Source organism: Oceanibaculum indicum P24, assembly GCF_000299935.1.
In the GTDB taxonomy this organism is placed as follows: domain Bacteria; phylum Pseudomonadota; class Alphaproteobacteria; order Oceanibaculales; family Oceanibaculaceae; genus Oceanibaculum; species Oceanibaculum indicum.
On sequence record NZ_AMRL01000001.1, the window covers coordinates 259,340 to 282,947 of the forward strand.

Annotated in this window: 22 protein-coding genes; 15 read left to right on the forward strand and 7 right to left on the reverse strand. The window is 66.0% G+C overall.

Annotated features, from left to right (window positions below):
- The first annotated feature begins 162 nt into the window (after positions 1–162).
- A complete protein-coding gene (locus tag P24_RS01180) occupies positions 163–792 on the forward strand; it encodes a TetR/AcrR family transcriptional regulator (protein ID WP_008942853.1) in 630 nt (209 codons plus the stop codon).
- Positions 793–818: 26 nt separating this feature from the next.
- Here P24_RS01180 and P24_RS01185 read toward each other — a convergent pair whose 3' ends face one another.
- Both P24_RS01185 and P24_RS01190 read right to left on the reverse strand, forming a co-directional pair.
- Positions 819–2,975 (reverse strand): xanthine dehydrogenase family protein molybdopterin-binding subunit, encoded by a 2,157-nt coding sequence (locus P24_RS01185; protein WP_040706051.1) that lies wholly within the window; start codon positions 2,973–2,975, stop codon positions 819–821.
- A 3-nt stretch (positions 2,976–2,978) separates the two neighbouring features.
- Positions 2,979–3,440 (reverse strand): (2Fe-2S)-binding protein, encoded by a 462-nt coding sequence (locus P24_RS01190; protein ID WP_008942855.1) that lies wholly within the window; start codon positions 3,438–3,440, stop codon positions 2,979–2,981.
- Between the two features lie 219 nt (positions 3,441–3,659).
- On the opposite strand from P24_RS01190, the gene P24_RS19025 reads away from it, so the two are divergent.
- From P24_RS19025 to P24_RS01225, 7 genes are all read left to right on the forward strand, one after another.
- Complete coding sequence (locus tag P24_RS19025; protein WP_008942856.1) at positions 3,660–4,259, forward strand: TetR/AcrR family transcriptional regulator; 600 nt, start codon at positions 3,660–3,662, stop codon at positions 4,257–4,259.
- 36 nt (positions 4,260–4,295) lie between these two features.
- Positions 4,296–5,468: an oxygenase MpaB family protein gene (locus P24_RS01200; protein WP_008942857.1), complete on the forward strand. Its 1,173-nt coding sequence runs from the start codon at positions 4,296–4,298 to the stop codon at positions 5,466–5,468.
- On the forward strand, positions 5,465–6,505 hold the full coding sequence (locus P24_RS01205; protein ID WP_008942858.1) for a sulfotransferase: 1,041 nt from the start codon (positions 5,465–5,467) through the stop codon (positions 6,503–6,505). Before P24_RS01200 ends, P24_RS01205 begins: the two co-directional genes overlap by 4 nt.
- Complete coding sequence (locus P24_RS01210; protein ID WP_008942859.1) at positions 6,502–7,455, forward strand: catalase family protein; 954 nt, start codon at positions 6,502–6,504, stop codon at positions 7,453–7,455. The genes P24_RS01205 and P24_RS01210 overlap by 4 nt, the downstream gene beginning before the upstream one ends.
- 97 nt (positions 7,456–7,552) lie before the next feature.
- Positions 7,553–7,855 carry a hypothetical protein gene (locus P24_RS01215; RefSeq protein WP_008942860.1) on the forward strand — a complete coding sequence of 101 codons (303 nt, stop codon included), beginning with the start codon at positions 7,553–7,555 and terminating at the stop codon, positions 7,853–7,855.
- 13 nt (positions 7,856–7,868) lie between these two features.
- Positions 7,869–9,449: a PepSY-associated TM helix domain-containing protein gene (locus tag P24_RS01220; protein WP_008942861.1), complete on the forward strand. Its 1,581-nt coding sequence runs from the start codon at positions 7,869–7,871 to the stop codon at positions 9,447–9,449.
- A gap of 5 nt (positions 9,450–9,454) precedes the next feature.
- On the forward strand, positions 9,455–9,721 hold the full coding sequence (locus P24_RS01225; RefSeq protein ID WP_156816128.1) for a hypothetical protein: 267 nt from the start codon (positions 9,455–9,457) through the stop codon (positions 9,719–9,721).
- A gap of 18 nt (positions 9,722–9,739) precedes the next feature.
- Here the strand turns inward: P24_RS01225 and P24_RS01230 are convergent, their stop codons facing one another.
- Complete coding sequence (locus P24_RS01230) at positions 9,740–10,630, reverse strand: LysR family transcriptional regulator (protein ID WP_008942863.1); 891 nt, start codon at positions 10,628–10,630, stop codon at positions 9,740–9,742.
- A gap of 133 nt (positions 10,631–10,763) precedes the next feature.
- On the opposite strand from P24_RS01230, the gene P24_RS01235 reads away from it, so the two are divergent.
- The 3 genes from P24_RS01235 (at position 10,764) to P24_RS01245 (ending at position 14,858) form a co-directional block, all read left to right on the forward strand.
- Positions 10,764–11,216 carry a (2Fe-2S)-binding protein gene (locus P24_RS01235; protein WP_008942864.1) on the forward strand — a complete coding sequence of 151 codons (453 nt, stop codon included), beginning with the start codon at positions 10,764–10,766 and terminating at the stop codon, positions 11,214–11,216.
- A 3-nt stretch (positions 11,217–11,219) separates the two neighbouring features.
- Entirely contained in the window at positions 11,220–13,409 is a 2,190-nt protein-coding gene (locus P24_RS01240; RefSeq protein ID WP_008942865.1) for a xanthine dehydrogenase family protein molybdopterin-binding subunit, read from the forward strand.
- 132 nt (positions 13,410–13,541) lie between these two features.
- Positions 13,542–14,858 carry an aminotransferase class III-fold pyridoxal phosphate-dependent enzyme gene (locus P24_RS01245; RefSeq protein ID WP_008942866.1) on the forward strand — a complete coding sequence of 439 codons (1,317 nt, stop codon included), beginning with the start codon at positions 13,542–13,544 and terminating at the stop codon, positions 14,856–14,858.
- Here P24_RS01245 and pdxR read toward each other — a convergent pair.
- A complete protein-coding gene (gene pdxR, locus P24_RS01250; RefSeq protein WP_008942867.1) occupies positions 14,855–16,339 on the reverse strand; it encodes a MocR-like pyridoxine biosynthesis transcription factor PdxR in 1,485 nt (494 codons plus the stop codon). The two genes, P24_RS01245 and pdxR, sit on opposite strands and share 4 nt — an antisense overlap.
- 208 nt (positions 16,340–16,547) lie before the next feature.
- On the opposite strand from pdxR, the gene P24_RS01255 reads away from it, so the two are divergent.
- The 4 genes from P24_RS01255 to P24_RS01270 all read left to right on the forward strand — a co-directional run bounded on the left by P24_RS01255 (position 16,548) and on the right by P24_RS01270 (position 20,983).
- Positions 16,548–17,687 (forward strand): extracellular solute-binding protein, encoded by a 1,140-nt coding sequence (locus tag P24_RS01255; RefSeq protein WP_008942868.1) that lies wholly within the window; start codon positions 16,548–16,550, stop codon positions 17,685–17,687.
- Positions 17,688–17,814: 127 nt separating this feature from the next.
- Positions 17,815–18,921 (forward strand): ABC transporter ATP-binding protein, encoded by a 1,107-nt coding sequence (locus tag P24_RS01260; RefSeq protein WP_008942869.1) that lies wholly within the window; start codon positions 17,815–17,817, stop codon positions 18,919–18,921.
- Complete coding sequence (locus P24_RS01265) at positions 18,918–19,844, forward strand: ABC transporter permease (RefSeq protein WP_008942870.1); 927 nt, start codon at positions 18,918–18,920, stop codon at positions 19,842–19,844. The genes P24_RS01260 and P24_RS01265 overlap by 4 nt, the downstream gene beginning before the upstream one ends.
- A complete protein-coding gene (locus P24_RS01270; protein WP_008942871.1) occupies positions 19,841–20,983 on the forward strand; it encodes an ABC transporter permease in 1,143 nt (380 codons plus the stop codon). Before P24_RS01265 ends, P24_RS01270 begins: the two co-directional genes overlap by 4 nt.
- A 2-nt stretch (positions 20,984–20,985) precedes the next feature.
- On the opposite strand, the gene P24_RS01275 is transcribed toward P24_RS01270, so the two are convergent.
- The 3 genes from P24_RS01275 to P24_RS01285 are packed head-to-tail and all read right to left on the reverse strand — an operon-like array spanning position 20,986 to position 23,606.
- Complete coding sequence (locus tag P24_RS01275) at positions 20,986–21,747, reverse strand: SDR family oxidoreductase (protein WP_008942872.1); 762 nt, start codon at positions 21,745–21,747, stop codon at positions 20,986–20,988.
- 33 nt (positions 21,748–21,780) lie between these two features.
- Positions 21,781–23,103: a TRAP transporter large permease gene (locus tag P24_RS01280; protein ID WP_008942873.1), complete on the reverse strand. Its 1,323-nt coding sequence runs from the start codon at positions 23,101–23,103 to the stop codon at positions 21,781–21,783.
- Entirely contained in the window at positions 23,100–23,606 is a 507-nt protein-coding gene (locus P24_RS01285; RefSeq protein WP_008942874.1) for a TRAP transporter small permease subunit, read from the reverse strand. Before P24_RS01285 ends, P24_RS01280 begins: the two co-directional genes overlap by 4 nt.
- Between the last annotated feature and the right edge of the window lie 2 nt (positions 23,607–23,608).

Here is a 23,608-nt window from a genome sequence, read left to right on the forward strand (position 1 = left end):
AGGACTCCTTGACCGGTGGTCGGTTCGCTGAGTGGCGGGGTGGCGCGGTCAAGGCCGGCTGCCCATCCAGTTCTGTAGCGTTTGTTACAGATATGCCGCTGGACGGATACCGTCAAGCGAATTATATAGTGCTTAGTAAAAAATTAAAAAAGGAGGATCGCCATGGCTAAGGGCCGTCCCCGCTCATTCGATATGGACGAGGCTCTCGACCGTGCCCTGAACCTGTTCTGGACCAAGGGCTACGAGGGTACCTCGCTGTCCGACCTGACGCAGGCGATGGGCATCAGCCCGCCAAGCCTCTATGCCGCCTTCGGCAACAAGGAGGAGCTGTTCCGCCGTGCGCTCGACCGGTACATGCAGGAAACCATCGACTTCGACGGCATCATGAGCGCGCCGACCGCCCGCGAAGTGGCGGAAAGGATGCTGCATATCAGCACCCAGATGGACCCGGAACGCCCGGCTGGCTGCCTGCTGGTGCAGGCGGCGCTGTCCTGCTCGGAAGCCTCCGACTCGGTACGCAAGGAGCTGATCGCCCGCCGCAAAGCCGGAGAGGACGCCCTGCGTACCCGTTTCGAGCGTGCCGTGCGCGAGGGCGACCTGCCGGCAACTGCCGACCCTGCCCTGCTGGCCGGTTACCTGACGGTCACCGCCGAGGGCATGGCCGTTCATGCCGCCAGCGGTGCCAGTCCAGAGACGCTGCGCGGCATTGCCAACGCCGCCCTCCAAGCCTGGTCCGTGCTGATTGCCGGCGACAAGAGAAGCGCTTCCCTGCCGGGTGAGGCGGCGGATTAACCGCCGCCTCTCTCCAACAACGCCGGTCACGCGGTCTCCCGCACCATCGGCAGACGCTCCGGCCGGCCAACGCCCAGCCGGGCCATCGCATTGGCAACGGCGGGGCCGATGGGCGGCACGCCTGGCTCACCGACACCCGTGGGTGCCTCTGTCGAGGGCACGATGACGACCTCGATTTCCGGCATCTCATCGATGCGCAGCGAACGGTAGGTATCGAAGTTGCGCTGCACCGGCTGGCCGCCATCCAGGGCCACCTCGGCATAGAGCACATGGCCCAGGCCATAGCCGATGCCGCCTTCGATCTGCGCCCGGATCACGTCCGGATTAACGGCGACGCCGCAATCGATGGCGCACCAGACCTTGTGCACCCTCGGCCCGTTATCGCCCATCGAGACCTCGGCGATCTGCGCGACATAGCTGCCGAAGCTCTCGACCGCCGCCACACCGCGCGCCCGTCCTTCCGCCGGACGGCTGCCCGACCAGTCGGCAAGCTTCGCGACTTCCCGCAGCGCACCGGCCAGACGCGGCTTGTCCGCCATCAGCGCCAGACGGCCCTCGACCGGGTCCTGTCCGGTCTCCTCCAGCAACCGGTCGATGAAGCATTCGACCGCATAGCCGGTATGGGTATGGCCGACCGAACGCCACCAGAGCACAGGCACCGGGGATACCACCGTGTGCAGGTCACAGCGGAAATTGGCGACCTTGTAGGGCAGTTCCCGCGCGCCTTCGACGGACGTGATATCGACGCCGTCACGCACCAGCATCTCCTCAAGCGCCGTGCCGCTCGCCAGCGACTGGCCGACGACGGTGTTACTCCAGCCGGTGATCCGGCCGTCCCTGATCGCGCCTTTCATGCGGTGCACGAAGATGGAGCGGTAATAGCCGCCGGTGATGTCGTCCTCGCGGCTCCAGACCAGCTTCACCGGGCGGTTCGGGCCGATGGCCTTCGCCGCTTCTGCCAGTTCCACAGCGAACTCGGACTTACCCTGCGCTCGCCGGCCGAAGCTGCCGCCGCTGAGCAGCGTCTCCACCGTCACCCTGCCGGGCTCCAGCCCCAGCACCTTGGCGATGCCCATATGGTCCAGCGTCTGCAGCTGGCTGCCGAAGCGGGCGCGGGCCGTCTGCCCGTCCCATTCCAGATAGCCGTCCAGAGGCTCCATCGGCGCGTGGGCGAGGTAGGGGAAGATATATTCCGCCTCAACGATCTTCGCGCCATCGCCAAAGGCCGCATCAGCATCGCCATGCGCCCCGGCGACCACGCCCGGCTTTTTGGCGAGTGCCCGGTATTCCTCGATCATCGCCTCGCTGCTGCGCGTCTCGGCGGTGCTGTCGTCCCACTCGACGGACAGTGCTTCGCGCCCCTTCAGCGCCGGCCACATGCCCTCGGCATAGACCGCGACGCCGGAGGACAGCTGCTTCACATCGACGACACCGCGCACCTTGCGGGCCGCACTGTCATCGAACCGCACCAGCTTCGCACCGAAGCGCGGCGGCCGGGCGACCACCACGGTCAGCATGCCGGGCGTCTGGATGTCGATGGTGTATTCCGCTGTGCCGTTCACCTTGGCCGCGGTGTCCAGCTTGCGCAGCGCCTGCCCTTCCCTGCCGATCAGCTTGAAGGCAGACGGGTCTTTCAGCGCCACCTTCTCCGGCACCGGCAGGCCGGATGCGGCCTCGGCGAACTCACCGAACCGGCCGGTCTTGCCCGACGGATGGCGCAGCTGGCCGCGCTCGATGGTGATCTCGCCGGCTGGCACCTTCCAGCGCGCCGCAGCCGCCTGCACCAGCAAGGCGCGGGCCGTGGCGCCTGCCTGGCGCATCTGCATGTAGGAATTGGCGATGGCGGTAGAGCCGCCGGTGCCCTGCACGCCGAAGGCCAGGTTCTTGTAAAGCTCGACATTGGCAGGCGCATGCTCGGCACGCATCTGCGCCCAGTCGGCGTCCATCTCCTCGGCGACCAGGGTGCTGAGGCCGGTGAACGGCCCCTGGCCGAACTCGATATGCTTCACCAGCACGGTCACGGTGTCGTCAGCGCCGACCCGCACGAAGGCGTTCGGCGCGAAAGTGCCGCCCTTTGCCGGGGTGGCGGCCCGTGCCTTACCGCCCAGCGGCAATTGCAGGGCGAGGGTGAGGCCGACAGCGCCTTGCAGCACGGCACGGCGGGAAACGCGCATAGCAGTCATGGATCAGCCCTCCAGAGAACGGGCGGCGTCGTGGATCGCGGCCCGGATGCGGACATAGGTGGCGCAGCGGCACAGATTGCCGTTCATTGCCGCGTCGATATCCGCGTCGGTCGGCTTGCGGTTCTCTGTCAGCAGGGCGACGGCGCTCATCACCTGGCCGGACTGGCAATAACCGCACTGCGGCACGTCATGCGCGGTCCAGGCGGCCTGAACGGCGCGCGCCTCGGGGCTGGTGATCGCCTCGATGGTGGTCACCTCGCTGTCGGCGAGGGCCGAGACCGGGAAGACGCAGGAACGCTGCGCCACGCCATCCACGAAGACGGTGCAGGCGCCGCACTGCGCCATGCCGCAGCCGAATTTGGTGCCGGTCAGGCCCAGCGTGTCGCGCAGGACCCAGAGCAAGGGGGTATCGTCATCGACATCGACGCTGTGCGTCTGGCCGTTGACCTTGAGCGTGGTGGACATGGCTGCCTCACAGGTAGCTGGAATGGGACAAAACTGGTTGGACGCCGGAGGAACGGGGACGGCCGGCTCCTTCAAGCCGGTTTGCGTACAGCCGTTCCTCCTGTATGAGTTTTTGGGTGTCCAATCTTTTGTCGGACACCATATACTAATTAGACTCGATGGTCTTATCGAGTATAGTCCGTCTAAACGAAGCGTCTGTCAATACCCGCCATGCGTCCAATGAATGAAATTTGCGAGACAAGTGCGCTGACCAAGATGGAGCAGGTCGCCGATGCGGCGCGCCGGCTGTTCGCCCGCTATGGCTACAAGCGCACCTCGATGGATGATATTGCGCGTGAGGCCGGCGTTGCCAAGGCCACGCTCTATCTGCATTTCAAGGGCAAGGACGATGTGTTCCGCACGATGATGCGGCGCACTGCCGATCTGGTGCTGACGCGCTGCGACGCGGCGCTGACCAGCGGCGCCCCCTTCGCCGAACGTCTGGAAGGCGTGCTGGGTGCCTATTACGGCACCTGGATCGACCTGTTCGGCGACCCGGCCCATTGGGGCGAGCTGGTGCTGGTGAAGACGCAGATCGCCATGGACCAGGCGAAGGAGCTGGAAGGCCTGTATATCGACCGGTTCCGGGGCTTCCTGGCCAAGGCGGAAGCTGATGGCGAGATCGACCTGTCGCGCGCCGGCACCGATGCCGACCAGCTCTGCCAGACGCTGATGCAGGCGGCCCTGGGCGCCAAGAGCGGTACCCCGCCGACGCAGGAGGAATTCCGCCAGCGGATGCGCAACATCGCCCGGCTGGCCGCCGCCGCCCTGACGCGCTGAAATCCCTGAAACACTGAGACAAGGCAGCCGATAGTCATGGATATGCCGCACGACTATCGCGAAGGCCATGCCGCCGCGGTCCTGAAGAACCCGGTTCTCGCCGACCGCTACGTCGCGCACACCATGCTGGGCGACCCGCTGGCCGACGCGGCGGTGGCGGAATTGTCCCGCCATGCGCCGCAGCTGGCACAGGAATGGGTGCGCCTCGGCATGGATGAGGGGGCCGCCCGGCTGGCGGAGGCGCCGCCGGTGGTGCGCGATTTCTTCATAGAATCCGAGAAAGTGCCGGACTGGTTCGACGAGGCCGCGACGCTGCCGGGCTGCCGGGCCTTCTACCGCAATTCCGAGATGTTCGTCGGCGCCTTCGTCGCCGCCGTGCTGATCGAGGGGTTCTCGACCCTTATCAGCCGGTCCTTCAGCATCACCGGTCGCATGGTCGATCAGGGTGTGCGGCGGCTGAAGCAGAACAACCGGCAACTGGTCGAAATCTTCCTGCCCGGCGGGCTTGACCGCTATGGCGAAGGCTGGAAACTGTCGGTCCGTATCCGCCTTGTCCATGCCCGCATCCGCCAGCTTCTCGCCCAGTCGGACGAGTGGGAATCGGCGGCCTGGGGTACGCCGCTCAGCTCCGCCCATATCGCGTTTGCGACGGCGGCCTTTTCGGGCCTGCTGCTGAAGCGCGCGCGCATGCTGGGCGTCGAGCTGTCGGCGGAGGAGCGCGACGCCTTCATGACGATCTGGCGCTATGCCGGTCATCTGATGGGGGTCGATCCCGCCCTGCAATGCGCAACCGAGGAAGAGGCGCTGACGCTGTACGAGATCGGGGCGATGTGCGAACCGCCGATCAGCCTCGACTCCATCCTGCTGGCGAACGGGCTGATCAATTCCGCGCCGCTGGTGGCCGGCATAGAGGAGCCGGCGGCGCGGCGGCGCCTGGCCCGGCGCATCTATCGCGTGTCGCGGGCGATGATCGGCGACGAGATGGCGGACGCACTGCGCTACCCCGCCCTCAACACGACAGGGACGCTGCTGCTGTTCCGCCTGAAGGGCCGGGCCGAACGCCTGATGCACCGCTATTTCCCGAAGCTGGCGCAGCACCGCCAGCTCAGCCAGTTCCAGACCATGCTGAACGTGTCGCACTATGCCGATCAGGGTATCGGCTACCGGCTGCCCGGCCATGTGCATGCGGAAAAGGACGGTACGATATGAAACCCAACATTATTCCCCCCGTCCTGATCCTGAGTACCGGGCGCTGCGGCTCCACCATGGTGTCGGAGATGCTGAACCGGCATCCCGATGTGCTGAGCCTGTCGGAATTCTTCGTGCCGCTGGGGCAGAACGGCTTTGCCTGGGAAAATCCGACGGGCGAACGGATGTGGCAGACGCTGAGCCAGCAATCGCCATCGCTGCACGCCATGCTGAAGGACGGGCTTGTCGTCGATGAGGGACTGTATCCGCATGACGACCCCAATTCCCGTTTCTCGGCGCACGACATGCCGCCGGTGATAGCAACCACGCTGCCGCACCTGACGCCCGACTATGAGGCACTGTATGACGCGCTGGAGCGCTTCGTGCGGCCGCTGCCGAAAGCGCCGCTGGCGGACCAGTACAGGGCGCTGTTCGGCTATCTGATGGACCGGTTCGGCCGGCGGGTCTGGGTCGAGCGTTCCGGCGGATCGCTGATGCTGGCGGCCAAGCTGCTGAGGCTGTTCCCCGAGGCCCGGGTGGTGCATGTCTTCCGGGACGGGCGTGATACCGCCATCTCCATGAGCCGGCATCACAATTTCCGCGTGCTGCTGGCGATCCACAAGAAATGCCGGCGGCTGGGTCTCGACCTGCGGCGCGACTTCCTGAAGGATCGCGGCAGCCCTGCCGGCATCTGGCTGGAGAAGCTGTTCTTCAGCGTCGTCGATACCGGCAAGCTGCTGCGCGAGGAGCCGGAGCTGGCGGAGTTCGGCGCGCTGTGGAGCGATATGATCCTGACCGGCGAGAAGATGCTAGGCCATCTGCCGCCCGAACGGCTGCTCAACCTGCGGTTCGAGGATGTGCAGCAGGCGCCGCGCGAGAAGCTGTCGGAGCTGATCCGCTTCATCGATCCGTCCCTGCACAACGAGGCGTGGCTGGAAGAGACGGCGGCGATGCTGCGCCCGACCCGCGCGAAATACACCGACCTGCCCGCCCCGCAACAGGCCGCGCTCACCCGTGCCTGTGCACCGGGGCTCAGGCATCTGGGTTATGCGGCATGAATGGGGGCTGCCCCCTGCACGGCATAGATCTGGAAGCTGTCCTGCGGATCGCCGCCCGCACCTTCCAGCACCCACGGCCGGACGGCACCCTGCCCCGGCAGTTTCACGAAAAGACCCACGCCTGCCTGTCCGGCACGCTGCGGATCAATCCGCCGGATAATCCGGCCCTGCGGCACGGCCTGTTCGCTCAGGCCGGTCGCTATCCCGCCACGATCCGTTTTTCCAGTTCCTTCTTCGCCGACGACGAGGTGCCGGACGGGCGTGGCATGGCCATCCGGCTGACCGGCGTGGACGGCGCCCCCGGCGGGCAGCAGGATTTCATCCTCATCAGCCAGGCGACCGCCCCGTTCCGCCACTCGGCCGATGCCGCCGCCCTGTTCGCCGCGCTGGATGGCGTGCCCCGGATGACGCCGTTCAGCCTGTTGTCGCGCAGCTATATCCTGCCGGGCTTCGATCCCCGCCGCCTCCGCTGGCATTATCTGCAGCTGCTGTTCTCGACCGGTTTCACCCATGCCCGCAGACGCGGGCTGCACCGGCTTGCCTATTACAGCATCACCCCCTACCGGCTGGGGGAGAGTGCGGCGAAATATATCTGCCGCCCGGATGCTGGTGCCTGGGACGGCCTGCGCGGCTACCGGCGGAGTTTCACCGAAAGGTTGCAGGCGGCCCTCGACCGGGGTGGCTTCGGTTTCGATTTCTGCCTGCAGCCCCGCGCGTCCGAAAGCGACCCCATCGACGATGCGGGTGTGACCTGGAAGGGGCCTGAGTTCCCCGTCGGTCGGCTGGAAATCCCGGCGCAGGATGTGAGCGCGGGCCTCACGCTTTCAGACGGGCTGGCCTTCAATCCCTGGAACTGCCTGCCCGACCATGAACCGCTGGGGTCGCTGAACCTTCTGCGGCGGCATGCCTACGCGGAATCGGCGAAGCGGCGGAACGCCAACACGCCTTAACCGGACCACGGCCTCACTTGCCCCCTCACTTGCCATTGTCACTTATTCGCACTCGCGATATGTTTCGCGCTCTCGGACGCGTTTGGAGATCTGGAGCATGGCAAGCTCGACACATACAGGCGGAGGCTGGCTGACGCCGCGGCGCACGCGCTGGCTGCTGGGCGGGCCGATGGCCATTCTGATCGCCATCCTGGCGATGGGGGCGATGCCGCTGTGGTTTCCCGCCGGCGCGGCGGGCGTCGATCACCTGATCTTTCCGCTGATCCTGTTTCCAGCATTGTGGGCCATCCCCTTCTTCTACGCGATCCTGGCGGAGAATCTGCGCCGCGCCACGCTGGTGATGACCGGCATTGCCATCCTCAACGCGGCGGGTATCGCCGTGCTCTGGACCGCTTCCTGAAGGACCGGAACCCATGATCGAACTCTCACAGGCACGAAGCAAAAGGCTGCTGGCGGTGCATGGCTGGTCCGGCACGGTGCTGGGGCTGGCGCTCTATGTGGTGATCCTCACCGGCGCGGTGGTGGTCTTCGCACACGAGATCGGCACCTGGTCGGTCAGCGGCAGCCGGGCAGAGCAGCCGCTAGCGGTGCCGATGGACGCGAAGCTCCGCGAACTGGCCGCGCAGGTCGATCCGGAATATCTGGACGACATCAACCTGTTCCATAACGCCGCCGGGCACATCAGCGCCTTCTTCCACACGCATGGCGTGAAGGAGGATGGTCATCCGATGGAAAAGGGCGTGCGCTTCACCTTCGATCCAGTAACCGGCGAGACGCTGACGCGCCAGGAAGGCTATGCCGACGAATTCGAGGAGCCGGTCAGCGGGCTGGAACGTTTCCTGGTCGATCTGCATGTGAACCTGCATGCGCCCAACCCGATTGGCCTCTATCTGACAGGCATTCTGGGCTTTGTCATGCTGGCGGCCGCCGTCTCCGGCTTCCTGCTGCACCGCCATCTGATCAAGGACCTGTTCGTGGCGCCGCGCCTGTCGAGCCGCCTGCTGAATGCCCGCGACCGCCACATCCTGGCGGGCAGCTGGGGCCTGCCCTTTGCCTTCGTGCTGGCCTTCACCGGCGCCTTCCTCAGCTTTGCCGGCTCCATCGGCCTGATGACCATCAGCATGGTGGCGTTCGGCGGCGACCAGGAAAAGCTGATCGAGACCATCGTCGGGACGCCCGAGGGGGAGGATGCCACCCCGGCCCCGCTGGCCAATCTGGATGCGATGCTGCGGCAAGCCGCCGAGAAGTCGCACTCCGCGCCGGCCTTCGTGTCGATCATGCATTATGGCCGCGCCGATGCGCGGGTCTTCTCCTTCCATCTTGCCGGCGAAGGCGAACTGCAGAGCCAGCAGCATGTCTTCAAGGGCAGCGACGGTTCCTATCTCGGACCGAAGCCCACCCTCGGCACCAAACCTTCGGCGGGCGATGCCGCCTTCACCCTGGTCAGCGTGCTGCATTTCGGCACCTTCGCCGGCCTGCTGTCGCGGGTGATCTGGTTCGCGCTGGGGCTGGCCATGTGTTACGTCACGCTGACTGGCCTGCAGCTCTGGCTGCGGCGGCGCGAGGACAGCCAGCTGTGGCGCCGGCTTGGACGGTCCGTGCCGATCGTCGGCTATGGGCTGCCGATCGCGCTGGCCGCCAGCGGCATCGGATACCTGCTGGCGCTGCCCGCCGGAGCCGTGCTGTTCTGGACGCCCGCCGGCTTCCTGATCGCCTCCGGCCTCGCCATCATCCTCGGCTGCATCCTGCGCGATGAGGCGCTGCTGTACCGGCTCTACAGGGGGCTGCTGGGTGCCTCCCTCCTCGCCCTGCCCGTATTGCGCTGGCTGACCGGCGGTACCGGCTGGGGTCCGCTGATGGCAAACGGCAACGATATCGTGGTGCTGCTCGACCTGGCGCTGGCGACTGGCGGCATCGGCTATCTCTATCTGTCCATCGCCCGCCGACCCGCTCCGCAATGGGGCGCCGACAAGCGCCCGGTAGCCGCCGAATGATGACCGTGACCGTGACTCTCGCGGCGATCCTGCTGTCGCTCGCCGGTATCGTGCTGCTGACCGCGACCGACCCGAAGCGCCGCCGCGTGTTCGGCCTGCCCGATGCGAAGCACCGCCCCGCCGTGCTGGCCTGCCTGCTGATCCTGGCCCCCGGTGTCGCCCTGCTGATCGCCGGCCAGTCCGCCGCCTTCGTCATGTGGCTGGCTGCCGTCCCGCTTGCCGGATGGGCACTGGCCGCCATCCCGCCGGGAGCGCTCGGCCGGAAGCGCTGATCGGGTCCGGCGCGGCAGTCACGCCCTTTCGAGAATGCCCCGGTAGAAATCGAGGAAGGCACGCAGGGCCGGCGGCACATAGCGCCGGCTGGGGTAATAGATGTGCCAGGCCGGCAGGGTTGCAGCATAGTCTTCCAGCAGTCGGACCAGCCGGCCGGCCTGGACATGCGGCTCGGTATAGTGCCGCGCCAGACGGGCAATGCCGGCGCCGGCAATCGCGGCGGAGACGACATGCCGTGCGTCGTTCAGGATCAGCCGGCCTTCGGGCGTCATCACGAATTCCACGCCCGCCACCTCGAAGCGCCAGGAGAAGATGACGCCGCTGGGAAAGCGAATCCGGATGCAGTCATGACTGGCAAGGTCCTCAGGATGTAACGGCTGGCCGTGCCGCGCGAGATAGTCCGGGCTGGCCACGACATCATAGACCTCCGGCTTGCCGAGCGGCATGGCGATCATGTCATTCGCCATCTCCAGCCCCAGCCGGACGCCGGCATCGAAGCCTTCCGCCACGATATCGATGACCCGCGCGTCCGAGATGAGCTCCAGCGACACCCTGGGATAGGCCGCCAGGAAGGCCGGCGCATGGGGCATGATGAGATGTTCCAGGGCCGGTGCCGGCACGCTGACCCGCACCACGCCGGAGGGCTGGCCGCTCAGGCTTTTGACCTGGGCGATGGCTGACTGAACGTCTTCGAAGGCAGGCTCCAGAAGCGATACTAGCAATTCGCCGGCCTCGGTCGGCGAGACGCTGCGCGTCGTGCGGTTCAGCAGGCGCAGTCCCAGCTCCTCTTCGAGGTTCCGCACGGACTGGCTGAGCGCCGGGCCTGTCACGCCGCGCTCCTGGGCGGCCCGCCGGAAGCTGCGCGTCCGTGCCACCACCAGGAAAGCCTCCAAATCGGCATAGCGCATGGTCACCCCTCTATAGATAAATTTCACTTATCAAATAAGTTAGGAAAGGCAAATTAAAGTTTTCGGTCCTTTCAGCAATAGTGAAGCGAACAGCCTCACCCCCGATCTTTTCCGCTGAAAGGATGACGCCGACATGATCAGCCTGAGCATCAACAACCAGCGCGTTGACGTAGAGACCGACCCCGGCACGCCGCTTCTGTGGGTATTGCGGGAGCATCTCGGCCTCGTCGGGACGCGCTTCGGCTGCGGCGCCGGAATGTGCGGCGCCTGCACGGTCCATATCGATGGCACGGCGTACTTCGCCTGCCAGACCCCGGTGGGCGATGTGGCCGATGGCCAGGTGGTGACCATCGAGGGGCTGTCGGACCAGGGCGACCATCCGGTTCAGCGCGCCTGGATCGCCGAGCAGGTGCCGCAATGCGGCTACTGCCAGTCCGGGCAGATCATGCGCGCCGCCGCGCTGCTGGCGCGCAACCCGAAGCCGAGCCGGGAGGAGATTGTCGAGGAAATGTCGGCAAACCTCTGCCGCTGCGGCACCTATGCGCGCATCGTACGGGCCATCGAACGCGCAGCCGAGGAGGCCTGAGCCATGATCCTCAAGGACATGAAACCCACCCGCCGCGGCTTCCTGGCCGGCAGCGGCACCCTCGCCTTCGCATTGCTGGCGGGCGGCGGCGTTTCCGTCATCCGGTCGGCGGCTGCGGAGCCTGCTGCGGCCGGCATCCGGGATATCAATGGCTGGGTCGTGATCGAGCCGGACGGGTCGATCCTCATCCGCTTCGGCGCCGCCGAAATGGGACAGGGCGTCAATACCTCGCTGCCGATGATCGTCGCCGAAGAGCTGGATGCCGGCTGGTCCACCGTGAAGGCGGAGCAGGTCAGCATGGACCCCGATGGCATTTTCGGGAATCCCGGCTTCGGCGGCATCCTGTTCTCGGCGGGCAGTTCCTCGCTCGAAGGCTATTTCCAGCATCTGCGGCGGGCCGGAGCCACCGCGCGGCGGGTGCTGATCCACAGCGCGGCGGCCCATTGGGGTGTCTCCCCCGAACAGGTCACGACAGACTCCGGCGTGGTGGTGAACACCGCATCCGGCGCCCGGATGGGCTATGGCGAAGTGGCAGCGTTGCCGGCAATCGTGACCGAGGTGCCGGCGGTCGCTGATGCCGATCTGAAACCCCGGAAGGACTGGCGCATCATCGGCTCCGATCCGGGCCGGCTCGACATACCGGGCAAGACCCGGGGGGCCGCAATCTACTCGATCGATATCCGGTTGCCCGGCATGCTCTATGCCGCCCAACTGCAGGCACCGGTCGAAGGCGAAACGCCGGTCACCGTCTCGGACCGCGCGGCGCGCGACCTGCCCGGCGTGGTGCAGATCGTCAAACTCGCCAACAGCGTGGCCGTACTCGCGGAACGCTGGGAGACGGCGCTCGCCGCACGCGATCTGCTGGACGTCAGCTGGAGCGCGAATTCCGAGTTCCGCCAATACAGCAGCGATCGCGAACTGGAGGAGCTTTCCCGGGCGGTGGACGACCCGTCGCTGCCCGCCTTCCCATGGGAAAGCCGGGGCGATGCCGTAACGGCGCTGGCGCAGGGCACACGGAAGCATGCCGCGACCTACAGCACCACCCATCTCTACCATGCCCAGATGGAGCCGCTGAATGCCGTCGCCTCAGTTGATGCGGATGGCAAGGGCGCGGAAGTCTGGCTGGGAACGCAAAGCCAGACGATCTCCATCGGCGTGGCCACCGCCGTCCTGGGGACGACGCCTGACCGTATCCGCTTTCACGCCATGCAGATGGGCGGTGCCTTCGGCCGCCGGACCGTCTTCGCCCGCGACCTGCTGCGCGATGCGCTGCTGCTGTCGCGCGCGGCGGGACGGCCGGTGAAGCTGATGTGGACCCGGGAGGATGATGTGAAGAATGGCTGGCTGCGGCCGGCAACGGTCCATCGCCTCGAAGCGACGCTCGACGCCGATGGCACTGTCACGGCAATGCGCCACCGCGTCGCCTCGCCGTCGATCCTGCAATTCGCCTTTCCGCAACGCTGGAACCCGGAGACCGGTCGCGATGTCCTGGTCATGGAAGGCACCGAGAGTACCGACTACGCGATCCCGGATTTCCGCGCGGAGCATGTCATCACCCCGCGCCGCTGCCGCGTCTCGGCATGGCGTGGAATCGGCTGGGCCCCGAACTGCTTTGCCCGCGAATGTTTCATCGACGAGCTGGCGGAACAGGCCGGCAGCGATCCAGTCGCCTTCCGCCGGAAGCTGCTGCGCGACAGCCCGCGCGGCCTGGCGGTACTGGACGCCGTAGTCGCCATGGCCGGCTTCGGAAAGGCACCGCAGGGGCGCGCCCATGGCCTTTCCTTCGCCGGCTACAAGGAAACAAGGGGTGCCGGCGTCGCGGAAGTATCGGTCGAGAATGGCCGGTTCCGCGTGCATCGCTTCTGGGCAGCGGTCGATCCGGGCTTCGCCGTGCACCCGGACAATCTGCGGGCACAGGTCGAAGGCGGCATCCTGTTCGGGCTGTCCTCCCTGATGCGCGAACGCGCAAGCTATACGGATGGCATGATCGACCAGAGCAATTTCTACGATTATGAGCCGATCCGTATCGGCGAGATCCCGAAGATCGAGGTGCGGATCGTCGAGTCCGACTCGGCCCCCAGCGGCGCGGGCGAGATCGGCGTCCCGATGACCGGCGCGGCCGTGGCGAATGCCATAAGGCTGCTGACCGGCACGGCCCCGCGGCAGATGCCGTTCAACCTGGAACAGTCCTGACGCAATCTTGCGCCCCCTGACCCCGCCCCTGACCCCGCCCCTGGACCCTACGAATATCCGCCGTGGCTCTAGGGGCGGCGCGGCTGTGAGAGTAGCTGTCAGGAAAGCGTCATACTTTCCGAGGACCGGCTCATGACCCACATGCCCATCACCATGGACAATCACTGGCTGCCCTTCACCAACAACCGGCTGTTTCATCAGGAGCCGCAGATCTTCGCGCGGGCGAAGGGCGTGCGCTACTGGACGCCGGAGGGCCAGGAAATCCTCGACGGGTCGTCCGGCCTGTTCTGCTCCGCCGCCGGGCATGGCCGGCCGGAGATCGCCGAGGCGGTCCACAAGCAGCTGATGGAGTTGGACTACACACCGCATTTCCAGCGCGCCGCCCCGGTCTCCTTCGAGCTGGCGCGCCGCCTGGCGGAAATCCTGCCGGAGGGCATCGACCGGCTGTTCTTCGGCTCCTCCGGATCGGAGGCCGTCGACAGCGCGATGAAGATCTGCCTCGCCTATCACCGGGCGCGCGGCGAGGCCCAACGCACCCGCTTCGTCTCCCGCTCCTGGGGCTATCACGGCGTCAATCTGGGCGGCACCTCGCTGGCCGGCATGGTCGGCAACCGCCGCGACTTCTCCGGCGTCACCTGCGATGTCGTGCATATGCGCCACACCTGGAACGAGGAGCAGCGCTTCACCCGCAGCCAGCCGGAAGACGGCGCGCATCTGGCCGACGATCTGGAGGATATGTGCAAGACCTATGGCGGCGAGACCATCGCCGCCGTGTTCGTCGAGCCGATTGCCGGCTCCATCGGCACCATCGTGCCGCCGAAGGGCTATCTGCAGCGGCTGCGCCAGATCGCCGACAAGTACGGCATCCTGCTGGTGTTCGACGAGGTCATCACCGGCTTCGGGCGCACCGGCTCTGCCTTCGCCTCGCAGGAATTCGGCGTCACCCCGGACGTCATCACCATGGCGAAGGCGCTGACCAACGGCACCATCCCGATGAGCGCCGTCGCGGTGAAGACGGAAATCCAGAAGACCGTCATCGCCTCGGTCACGGCGGACCGGCCGGAACTGATGCATGGCTACACCTATTCCGCCCATCCGGTCGCCTGCGCCGCCGCCCTGGCCGCGCTGGACATCTACCGCGACGAGAAGCTGTTCGAGCGCGGCAAGTCCCTGTCCGATACCTTCCTGGATGGCGTGTTCGGCCTGCGCAACCTTCCGCAGGTCTATGATCTGCGCGGCCATGGCATGATGGCCGGCATCCAGCTGACGCCGGGCAAGGCGCCGGGCGAGAAGGGCTCCATCGTGCAGCGCCTGCTGTTCAAGGACGGGCTGCATGTGAAGGCAACCGGCGATGCGCTGATCTTCGCGCCGGCGCTGGTCAGCGAGGAATCTGACCTGGAACAGATGGTCGACAGCCTGCGCCGGGTGCTGGGCCGCAGCGACCTCTAGCCCTTCAGGTCGCGGACGATCCCGGCCAGCAGCTTCAGCCCTGGCTCGATGGCTTCCAGCGGAATGGCGGCGAAGCCGAGGCGCAAGCGGTTCGCTGGCGGGTCGGCGCGCAGGTAGTGCACGTCGCCCGGCTCCACCAGCAGCCCGGCCTGCGCGGCGCGGGCCGCCACCTCCCGCGCCGACATGCCTTTGGGCAGGGTCAGCCAGATGGCCGAGCCGCCGGTCGTCATCGTCACGTCGCAGTCCGGCAGCAGCCGGGCGGCGGCGGCGAGCATGGTCTGCCATTTCTTCGACAGGCTGGCGCGCTGGCGGCGGATATGGGCGTCGAAATGCCCCTCTGCCAGGAAGATCGCCATGGCCCGCTGGTCCAGCGTGGAGGTGTGCCGGTACATCAGCCGGCGCAACGCCCGCAATTCCGCGATCAGCGGCTGTTCGGCAACGATGAAGCCGAGGCGCAGCCCCGGAAACAGCGGCTTCGACAGGCTGCCGACATGGATCACCCGGCCGCTCTGGTCGAAGCTCTTCAGCGCCGGGCGCTGCGGGCCGACGAAGTTCAGCTCATGCTCGTAATCATCCTCCAGGATCAGGAAATCGTGGCGCTCCGCCGCTGAGAGCAGCGACATCCGCCGGTCCACCGTCATGGTCACGCTGGTCGGCGACTGGTGGCCTGGCGTGACATAGACAAGGCTGGCGCCGGCCAGCGCCTCGGTCACGCGGATGCCGTTGCCATCCACCTCATGCGCGCGCAGCACTGCCCCATGCGACAGGAAGATGTTGCGGGCATCGACATAGCCCGGCTCCTCCATATCGACCCGCGTGCCCGGCCCGCACAGCAGCACCGCGACCAGATAGAGCGCATTCTGCGCCCCGACGGTGACCAGCAGATTCTCCGGCTCGGTGCGGAAGCCGCGCTGCGGCAGCACCCGGCGGATGATCTGCTCGACCAGCATGGAATCGTCGGCGTCGATATGGTCCGCCATCCAGTCCCTTGAATGCAGCGTAGTGCCGGCAATGCGCACGCAATCCCGCCAGCGGCTGAGGGAGGTCTTGTCCGGTGCTGTCTGGCCATAGATGAAGGGATAGGGGAAATCGTGCCAGTTGGCCGGCTTCACGATGTTCTGCTGGCCGGAGAAGGACCGCCGCAGCCGGTGGCCGAAATCGACCGAGGAGGCCGCCGCCGGGATCAGGTTCCGCGCCCGGTCATCCACCTTGATGTGGAGCTGTTCGCGGACATAGCGCTCATCGATGAAATAGCCGCGCCGGTTGACGGACTTCAGATAGCCGTCCTCGGCCAGCCGCTCATAGACCAGCGTCACCGTGTTGCGAGAGACCCTGATGCGCTGCGCCATCACGCGCGTGGCCGGCAGCGGTTCGTGAAACGGCAGGGCGCCGGCCAGAATCGCCTCCACCAGCCGCTCCTGAATCTGCTGCTGCAGACGCTTGGCGGGATCGAGCGGCGCTGCGAAGAAGCGCTCTAGCATGCGCCACAGGCGCGGTTGTCAGTCCCTGGCCCCATAGTTTTCAACCCGTGGCTCTAAGCCGCCTTGTTGCGGAGCAATAAGATTTTTGCAGTGCGGCAACGAAATCACAAGAACAGACACGCACCGGGACAGACAGCACCCCGCGCCAAAGCGGGGGCGGCAATCGGCGGCACATTGAGGCCAGCCGGATAGAACAGGAGAATGGGACATGCGGAAAATCAGCTTCGGGACCAGTCTGGGACGGCGGACCTTCCTGAAATCCACGGCACTGGCCGGCGCCGGCCTTGCCATGCCGGCCATCGTCAGCCGGCGCGTGCTGGCCTCGTCGGGCGAGATCAACATCATGATGTGGTCGGACTATCTGCCGGAAAGCTTCGTGAAGGGCTTTTCCGACAAGACCGGCATCAAGATCAACTTCACCGGCATCGGCTCGAACGACGAGATCATCAACAAGCTGCGCGCCACCAATGGCGAGGGCTTCGACATCGTCACCCCGACGGTGAACCGCAACCCGCTATGGGCCGAGCTGAACCTGCTGCAGCCCTTTGACATGAAGCGGGTGCCGCTGGACAAGGTCAACCCGGCGATGGCGCTGGGCGAGGCGCACTGGAATTTCGGCGGCAAGGGCACGCACTGGCTGCCGCATATCTGGGGCACCGAGGGCGTGGCCTGGCGCACCGACGCGTTCAAGCCGGCTGGCGAGTTCCCCAGCTATTACGATGTCTGGGACGAGGCCAATGCCGGCAAGACCATGGGCCGCGCCCATTCGATGATGCTGGGCCTCGGCCTGGGGCTGGAGCGGCGCGGCGAGATGGCGCCGGGCTCGATCTGGGCAGCCTACAAGGACGAGACCAAGATGAAGGAGGTCTGGACCAAGCTGACCGAGACCGCCATCGCCAAGAAGAAGAACATCAAGCTGCTGTGGAACGATGCCGACGCGCAGAAGAACGGTCTGCTGAATGAGGGCGTCATTGTCGGCCAGACCTGGGACGGCCCACCCATTGCGCTGAAGACCGCCGGCGAGCCGGTCATGTACCGCGCCCCGGTCGAGGGCGCGATGGCCTGGGTGGACGGCCTCGCCATGCCCGTCGGTGCCAAGAATATCGACCAGATCTACGCCTTCATCGAAGCCGCCTACGACGCCAAGCTGGCCGGCGAGGCGATCAAGAGCCACGGCTATAACTCGCCGGTCCTGGGCGCCGACAAGTATGGCGGCGAGGTCTATGCCAAGAATTTCGCCGATGCCTATCCCGGCGACGCGCTGGCCAAGCTGAACCCCTGGCCGGCGGAAATGCCCTGGTACGCCAAGACACGCACGGAGTTCGTGAACAAGTTCATGAGCGCCTGACCCTGATCCCGTCCGGTCCCGGCTGCCTTTCGCACAGAGGGGCGGCCGGGCCGGAAGCGATGCGTGCGACGCGGCCTCTGCGATTATCCGGCTGCGGCGCCTCCACATCACCGGATAAGGGTGTGCAATGACCACCAGGGATATCCTGCTCGATCACGTCAGCATCCGGTTCGGCGCCTATACGGCGGTGGACAATGCCTATCTGACGATCAAGGGCGGGGAGTTCTTTTCCTTCCTCGGCCCGTCGGGCTGCGGCAAGACCACGCTGCTGCGCTGCATCTCCGGCTTCGTCGATCCCAGCGAAGGCCGCGTGCTGATCGGCGGCAAGGACATGGGCGGTGTCGGGCCGAACAAGCGCCCGACCGCGCTGATCTTCCAGAACCTGGCGCTGTTCCCGCTGATGAGCGTGGCGGAGAACATCGCCTTCCCGCTGGAGGTACGCGGCGTCGGCCGCAAGGAACGGCGCAAACGCGCCGACGAACTGCTGGAGCTGATCGCCCTGCCCGGCACCGGCGACAAGAAGGTGCATGAACTGTCCGGCGGCCAGCGGCAGCGTGTCGCCATCGCCCGCGCGCTGGCGGTGGAGCCCGATATATTGCTGCTGGACGAGCCGCTGTCGGCACTCGACCTGAAGCTGCGCCAGCATATGCGCAGCGAGCTGCGCGCGATCCAGCAGCGGGTCGGCCTGACCTTCATCTACATCACCCACGATCAGGGCGAGGCGCTGACCATGTCGGACCGAGTCGCCGTGATGAATCGCGGTGTGATCGAACAGATCGGCGATCCGGAGTCGGTCTATGAGCGCCCGAAGACCGCCTTCGTCGCCGCCTTCGTCGGGGAGACCAACCAGATACCCGGCATCATCGCCGGCCAGGACGGGCAGATCGCCGTGCTGGACACGCCGCTTGGGCGGCTGTCGGGCCGCGCCGGCGGCGGCCGCTCCTACAAGCAAGGCGACCGCTGCCTGCTGTTCATCCGCCCGGAAAGGCTGCGGCTGGCCGACCCCGCCGGTGACGGTGTCAACCGGATCGCCGCCCGCCATGTGACGGAGGAATTCGAGGGCAGCATCCGCCACCTGTTCCTGAAGGCGGAAGGCCATGAGCTGCGCGTCAGCCTGGTGAATGATGGCAGCATGGCCACGTCGCGCCGTGCGGACGATACCGTCACTGTCACCTTCGATGCCGGCTTCGCCATGGTGCTGCCGGAGGACGGCGCGCCGGACGGTGCCGCATGATTCAGGCGCTGCGCACCGCCTTCGATAATCTGGCCGGCCGGCATGGTCTGGGCGTCGCCCTTTTCGTCGGCGCGGCGGTCTTCCTGTGGGTGCTGGTGCTGATCGTGCTGCCGCAGCTTTCCATGCTGGATTTTTCCTTCCGGCATAATCTGCCGCCGCCGGAGATTGGCGGCCCGAACGATGTCTATACGCTGGACAATTACCGCTATTTCCTGATCGGCCCCGATGCCGGGCTGAACAGCCTGGATATCGGCGTGCTGCTGCGCACTATCCTGGCCGCGCTGTTCGTGACGCTGATCGATATCGCGCTGTGCTACCCCATCGCCTTCATCCTCGCCCATTCGGCCCGGGGCGTGGCGGTGCGGCTGATGGTGATCGGCCTCATTGTGCCGTTCTGGGTGAACGAGATTCTGCGCGCCTTCGCCTTCCGCGTGCTGTTCGGCACCACCGGCCTGATCAACGGCGTCGGCATGGGGCTGGGCCTGTGGGAGGCACCCATCGACTTCATCCGCGCCGATGTCGCGCTCTATGCCGGGCTGACCTACGCCTACATCCTTTTGATGGTGTTCCCTATCTACAACGCGGTCGAGGCGCTGGACCGCAACCAGATCGAAGCCGCGCGCGACATGGGGGCCAGCTGGTGGCGGGTGCATTGGCGCGTCGTGCTGCCGGTCGCCAAGCCCGGCATCGCCTCGGGCGCCACCATGGTGTTCATGCTGACCGCCGGCGCGCTGGCCGCACCGCAGATTCTGGGCGGCCCGTCAAACCTGTGGTTCACCCAGCTGATCTACCAATGGTTCAACGAGGCCGGCGACTGGCCGCGCGGCGCCGCCTACGCCACCATCCTGCTCGTCGTGTGCCTCAGCTTCGTGCTGATGACGATGCGCCTCTTCAGGGTCTCCATCGGGGCGATCGGGCGATGAGGCGCTTCACCGGCGACGGCGCGTTCGCGGCGGGATTTTCCTTGCTGTTCTTCGCCTTCCTGTTCGGGCCGCTGATCATCATGGTGATCACCGCCTTCAACTCCTCCGCCTTCCCCAGGATCACGCCCTGGGAATGTTTCACCACGGACTGGTTCAGCGTCCTCATCGACAATCAGCGGCTGATGGCGGGGCTGGTCATCAGCATCGGCATCGGCATCGGCGTGGTGGCGCTGTCCGTCCCCATCGGGCTGGCGGGTGCACTGGCGCTCAGCGAGATCGGCCCACGCCTGCGCTCCGCCCTTTATGCCGTGCTCATCACGCCGATCCTGATTCCCGGCGTGGTGCTGGGCATCTCCACCCTCGTCTTCTGGGGCGGCCTCGCGCGGATGCTGGGCGTAGGCTATGGCAGCGGCTTCTATAACGGCATCTTCCTGACGCTGCTGGGCCAGGCGACCTTCATCTCGGCCTATGCCATGCTGATCTTCATGGCGCGGCTGCAGCGCTTCGACGCCACACTGACCGAGGCTGCGCTCGATCTCGGCGCCACGCCCGGCCAGGCCTTCCGGCGGATCATGCTGCCCTTCCTGAAGCCGGCCATCGGCTCGGCCGCCTTCCTTACCCTGCTGGCCTCCTTCGAGAACTACAACACCACCGTCTTCACCATCCTGTCGGACAATACCTTCACTACGGCGCTGGCCTCCAAGGTGCGGCACGGCACCGACCCCTCGCTGTCGGCGCTGGCGGTCATCATCATCGGCCTGACGCTGATCGGCGCCATGGTGCATGAGGCCTATATCCGCCGGCAGGAGCTGTTGCGCACCGGCCGCCCCCGGATATCGCGGCTCTATGCCAATCCGGTGACGCGGGCGCTGACCCATCCGGCAGGCGTGGCCACCGTGCTGGTGCTGCTGGCCGCCGGCCTCGTCTGGCAGGGCAGCCGGCACGATTCCGCCGCCTGCATCGCCGACATCGCCGCCGAGAAGCGGGCACTGCAGGAGAAGCTGCTGGAGCAGCAGCGCCAGTCGGCCCCACCACCAGCCCCGGCTACGTCCGGAGGGGCGGCCTCAGGCAACCCCTCGCCGTTCGGCGGGGCGTTCGGCGGCGATGCCCTGCGGCCGGGGGCAACCCCTACCCGTTAGGCCTACTTCGCCGTCCAGCCGCCATCGACCAGCAGCATGGAGCCGGTGCAGAAGCTGCTCTCCTCGCTGGCCAGGAACAGGATGGCGTTGGCGATCTCCTGCGGCTTGCCCAGCCGCTTCATCGCCTGGCGCTTCTCCAGCCCGTCGCGCAGCGCCGCCGCATCGTTGCTCTTGCGGAAAATCTCGTCGAAATAGGGCGATTCGATCGTGCCGGGCGCCACGCAGTTCACCCGGATATTGGCGTCCACATGATCCAGCGCCATGGCTCGCGTTAGTGAGGCGACCGCGCCCTTGGACGCGCAATAGGCCGCGCGGTTCGGGATGCCGACCTTGGAGACGGTCGAGGCGGTGTTCACGATCACCCCGCCGCCCTGCTTCTCCATGATCGGGATGGCGTGCTTGCAGCCATAGAACACGCCATTGACGTTCACCGACATCAGCGCATCCCAGTCTTCCTCTGTGGTGTTCACCACCGTGCCGGCGATGCCATAGCCGGCATTGTTCACCAGAATATCCAGCCGCCCGTGGCGTGCAGCGACATCCTCGACCATCGCCTTCACGGCCGTCGAATCGGCGACGTTTACGGCCAAAGCCTCGCCCTTGCCGCCGGCCTGTTTCAGCTCCTCGGCAACCTTGGCGGCTGCCTCCGCATTGCGGTCGGCGACGACGACGTACGCCCCTTCACGGGCAAAGGTCAGGCAGGTGGCGTGGCCGATACCGGAGCCGCCGCCGGTGACGATGGCGATCTTGTCTTTCAGGCGCATGGTTTTCTCTTTCTTCTGCGGAAAGCGGGTTGGTCAGTTCATGCTGTAGAGCATCTTGGGCAGCCAGGTCGCCAGTGCGGGGAAGAAGAACACCAGCGCCAGCGTGAGTATCTGCATGCAGATAAAAGGAATCACGCCCTTGTACATATGCATGAGGGTGATGCTGGGCGGCGCGATGGCGCGCAGGTAGAAGATTGCGGGCGCCATCGGCGGGGTGAGGTAGCTGGTCTGCAGGATCACCAGGAACAGCACCGAGAACCACAGCGGGTCGATGCCGTACAGCTTCACCAGCGGAATCGCGATCGGGATAACGATCAGCACAATGGAGATCAGCTCCAGCACGAAGCCGGCCAGGAAGGTCATGAACAGGATCAGCGCCACTGCCGGCCAGCCGGCGAGCCCATATTCCGCCAGGAGCTTCTGGATCGCCACCATGCCGCCCGAGGCATAGAACACGCCGGCGAACATGCTACCGCCCAGCACGATCAGCAGGATCATCGCGGTAATGGAGAGCGTGCGATACAACGCCTCCTTCAGCATCGGCAGGCTGAACTGGCGGTAGATGAAGCACAGCAGGATGCTGCCGAAGGCGCCAGTGGCAGCGGCCTCCGTTGGCGTCGCCCAGCCCAGCAGAATCGTGCCCAGCACAGCGCAGATAAGGAAGACCGGCGGCAGCAGCGCCACGAAGGTGATGCGCAGTTTCTCGGCAAGCGGGATATCGTCTTCCGGTCCGGCCGCCTCGCGCGGAGCCAGCGACGGATTAAGCGTGCAGGCGATGACGATATAAGCCAGGAACAGGCCCGACATGATGAGGCCGGGAAACATGATGCCGGCGAACAGATCGCCCACCGGAATATCGGCGACCGGCGCCAGCACGACGACGATCACCGAGGGCGGGATGATGGTACCCAGCGATCCGCCGGCGCAGATCGTGCCGGAGATCAGGCCCTTGTCGTAGGCGTATTTCATCATCGCCGGGATCGCCAGCATGCCAACCACAGTCTCGGTGGCCCCAGTAATGCCAGTCGCGGCAGCGAACACGGTACACATGATGACGCTGCCGATGGCGAGGCCGCCCGGCAGGCGCCTGGTCCACAGATGGATAGCGTCGAACAGCCGGCTGGCGATGCCGGAGCGCTCCAGCAGTGCGCCCATGAAGACGAACAGCGGAATGGCGCCAAGGATGTAGTTGGTCGAGACGTCATCGACCTTGGAGATGAACTGGGCGACCGCCGCGTCGCCGAAGCGCAGCAGGCCGAAGACCAGCGCCACGCTCATCAGCGAGAAGGCGATGGGAATACCGGCGGCGACGAAGACAAGCAGCGCCGGGAACATCCAGAGGGCAAGACCAGTCATGATCGGCTATCCGTCGCGTCGCTGGCAAACAGCGCCTGAAGGTTCTTGGCGAATTCGATCAGCACCTGCAACAGGAACACCGCAAAGCCGACGACCAGCACCACCCGGTAAGGCCATATCTGCGGATTCCAGGCTGACTGGCCGGTGCCTTCGCTACTGACATAGGCGCGCACCAGATAACCCCACAGCCCCCAGGTCAGCCAGGCAACGCAAGGAATGAAGAAGCAATAGCCGATGACGTTCACCAGCGCCTTGCCGCGCGGCGGCAGATTGCCATGCAGCACGTCCACGGTGACATGCTGTCGCACTTTCAGCGCATGGGCCATGCCCAGCATGAAGATCGCGCCCATCATCATGTAGCCCAGTTCATAGGCCCAGAAGGTCGGCGCGGAAAACAGGTAGCGGCTCATCACCTCGTAAACCATCGCCAGGATCAGCGGGATGATGAGGATAACGCCGATGACCGCAGCCGCATCGGTCACCCGCTCCAGGGTCCGCAGCAATC

What these genes read in the sequence shown, in the direction of transcription:
- P24_RS01210 (WP_008942859.1), top strand. Translation starts at nt 6,502, where the DNA reads ATGAATGGGGGCTGCCCCCTGCACGGCATAGATCTGGAAGCTGTCCTG.
- P24_RS01275 (WP_008942872.1), bottom strand. Translation starts at nt 21,747, where the DNA reads ATGCGCCTGAAAGACAAGATCGCCATCGTCACCGGCGGCGGCTCCGGT.
- P24_RS01205 (WP_008942858.1), top strand. Translation starts at nt 5,465, where the DNA reads ATGAAACCCAACATTATTCCCCCCGTCCTGATCCTGAGTACCGGGCGC.
- P24_RS01215 (WP_008942860.1), top strand. Translation starts at nt 7,553, where the DNA reads ATGGCAAGCTCGACACATACAGGCGGAGGCTGGCTGACGCCGCGGCGC.
- P24_RS01230 (WP_008942863.1), bottom strand. Translation starts at nt 10,630, where the DNA reads ATGCGCTATGCCGATTTGGAGGCTTTCCTGGTGGTGGCACGGACGCGC.
- P24_RS01255 (WP_008942868.1), top strand. Translation starts at nt 16,548, where the DNA reads ATGCGGAAAATCAGCTTCGGGACCAGTCTGGGACGGCGGACCTTCCTG.
- P24_RS01265 (WP_008942870.1), top strand. Translation starts at nt 18,918, where the DNA reads ATGATTCAGGCGCTGCGCACCGCCTTCGATAATCTGGCCGGCCGGCAT.
- P24_RS01270 (WP_008942871.1), top strand. Translation starts at nt 19,841, where the DNA reads ATGAGGCGCTTCACCGGCGACGGCGCGTTCGCGGCGGGATTTTCCTTG.
- P24_RS01190 (WP_008942855.1), bottom strand. Translation starts at nt 3,440, where the DNA reads ATGTCCACCACGCTCAAGGTCAACGGCCAGACGCACAGCGTCGATGTC.
- P24_RS01260 (WP_008942869.1), top strand. Translation starts at nt 17,815, where the DNA reads ATGACCACCAGGGATATCCTGCTCGATCACGTCAGCATCCGGTTCGGC.
- P24_RS01185 (WP_040706051.1), bottom strand. Translation starts at nt 2,975, where the DNA reads ATGACTGCTATGCGCGTTTCCCGCCGTGCCGTGCTGCAAGGCGCTGTC.
- P24_RS01235 (WP_008942864.1), top strand. Translation starts at nt 10,764, where the DNA reads ATGATCAGCCTGAGCATCAACAACCAGCGCGTTGACGTAGAGACCGAC.
- P24_RS01200 (WP_008942857.1), top strand. Translation starts at nt 4,296, where the DNA reads ATGGATATGCCGCACGACTATCGCGAAGGCCATGCCGCCGCGGTCCTG.
- pdxR (WP_008942867.1), bottom strand. Translation starts at nt 16,339, where the DNA reads ATGCTAGAGCGCTTCTTCGCAGCGCCGCTCGATCCCGCCAAGCGTCTG.
- P24_RS01245 (WP_008942866.1), top strand. Translation starts at nt 13,542, where the DNA reads ATGACCCACATGCCCATCACCATGGACAATCACTGGCTGCCCTTCACC.
- P24_RS01240 (WP_008942865.1), top strand. Translation starts at nt 11,220, where the DNA reads ATGATCCTCAAGGACATGAAACCCACCCGCCGCGGCTTCCTGGCCGGC.
- P24_RS01280 (WP_008942873.1), bottom strand. Translation starts at nt 23,103, where the DNA reads ATGACTGGTCTTGCCCTCTGGATGTTCCCGGCGCTGCTTGTCTTCGTC.
- P24_RS01220 (WP_008942861.1), top strand. Translation starts at nt 7,869, where the DNA reads ATGATCGAACTCTCACAGGCACGAAGCAAAAGGCTGCTGGCGGTGCAT.
- P24_RS19025 (WP_008942856.1), top strand. Translation starts at nt 3,660, where the DNA reads ATGAATGAAATTTGCGAGACAAGTGCGCTGACCAAGATGGAGCAGGTC.
- P24_RS01180 (WP_008942853.1), top strand. Translation starts at nt 163, where the DNA reads ATGGCTAAGGGCCGTCCCCGCTCATTCGATATGGACGAGGCTCTCGAC.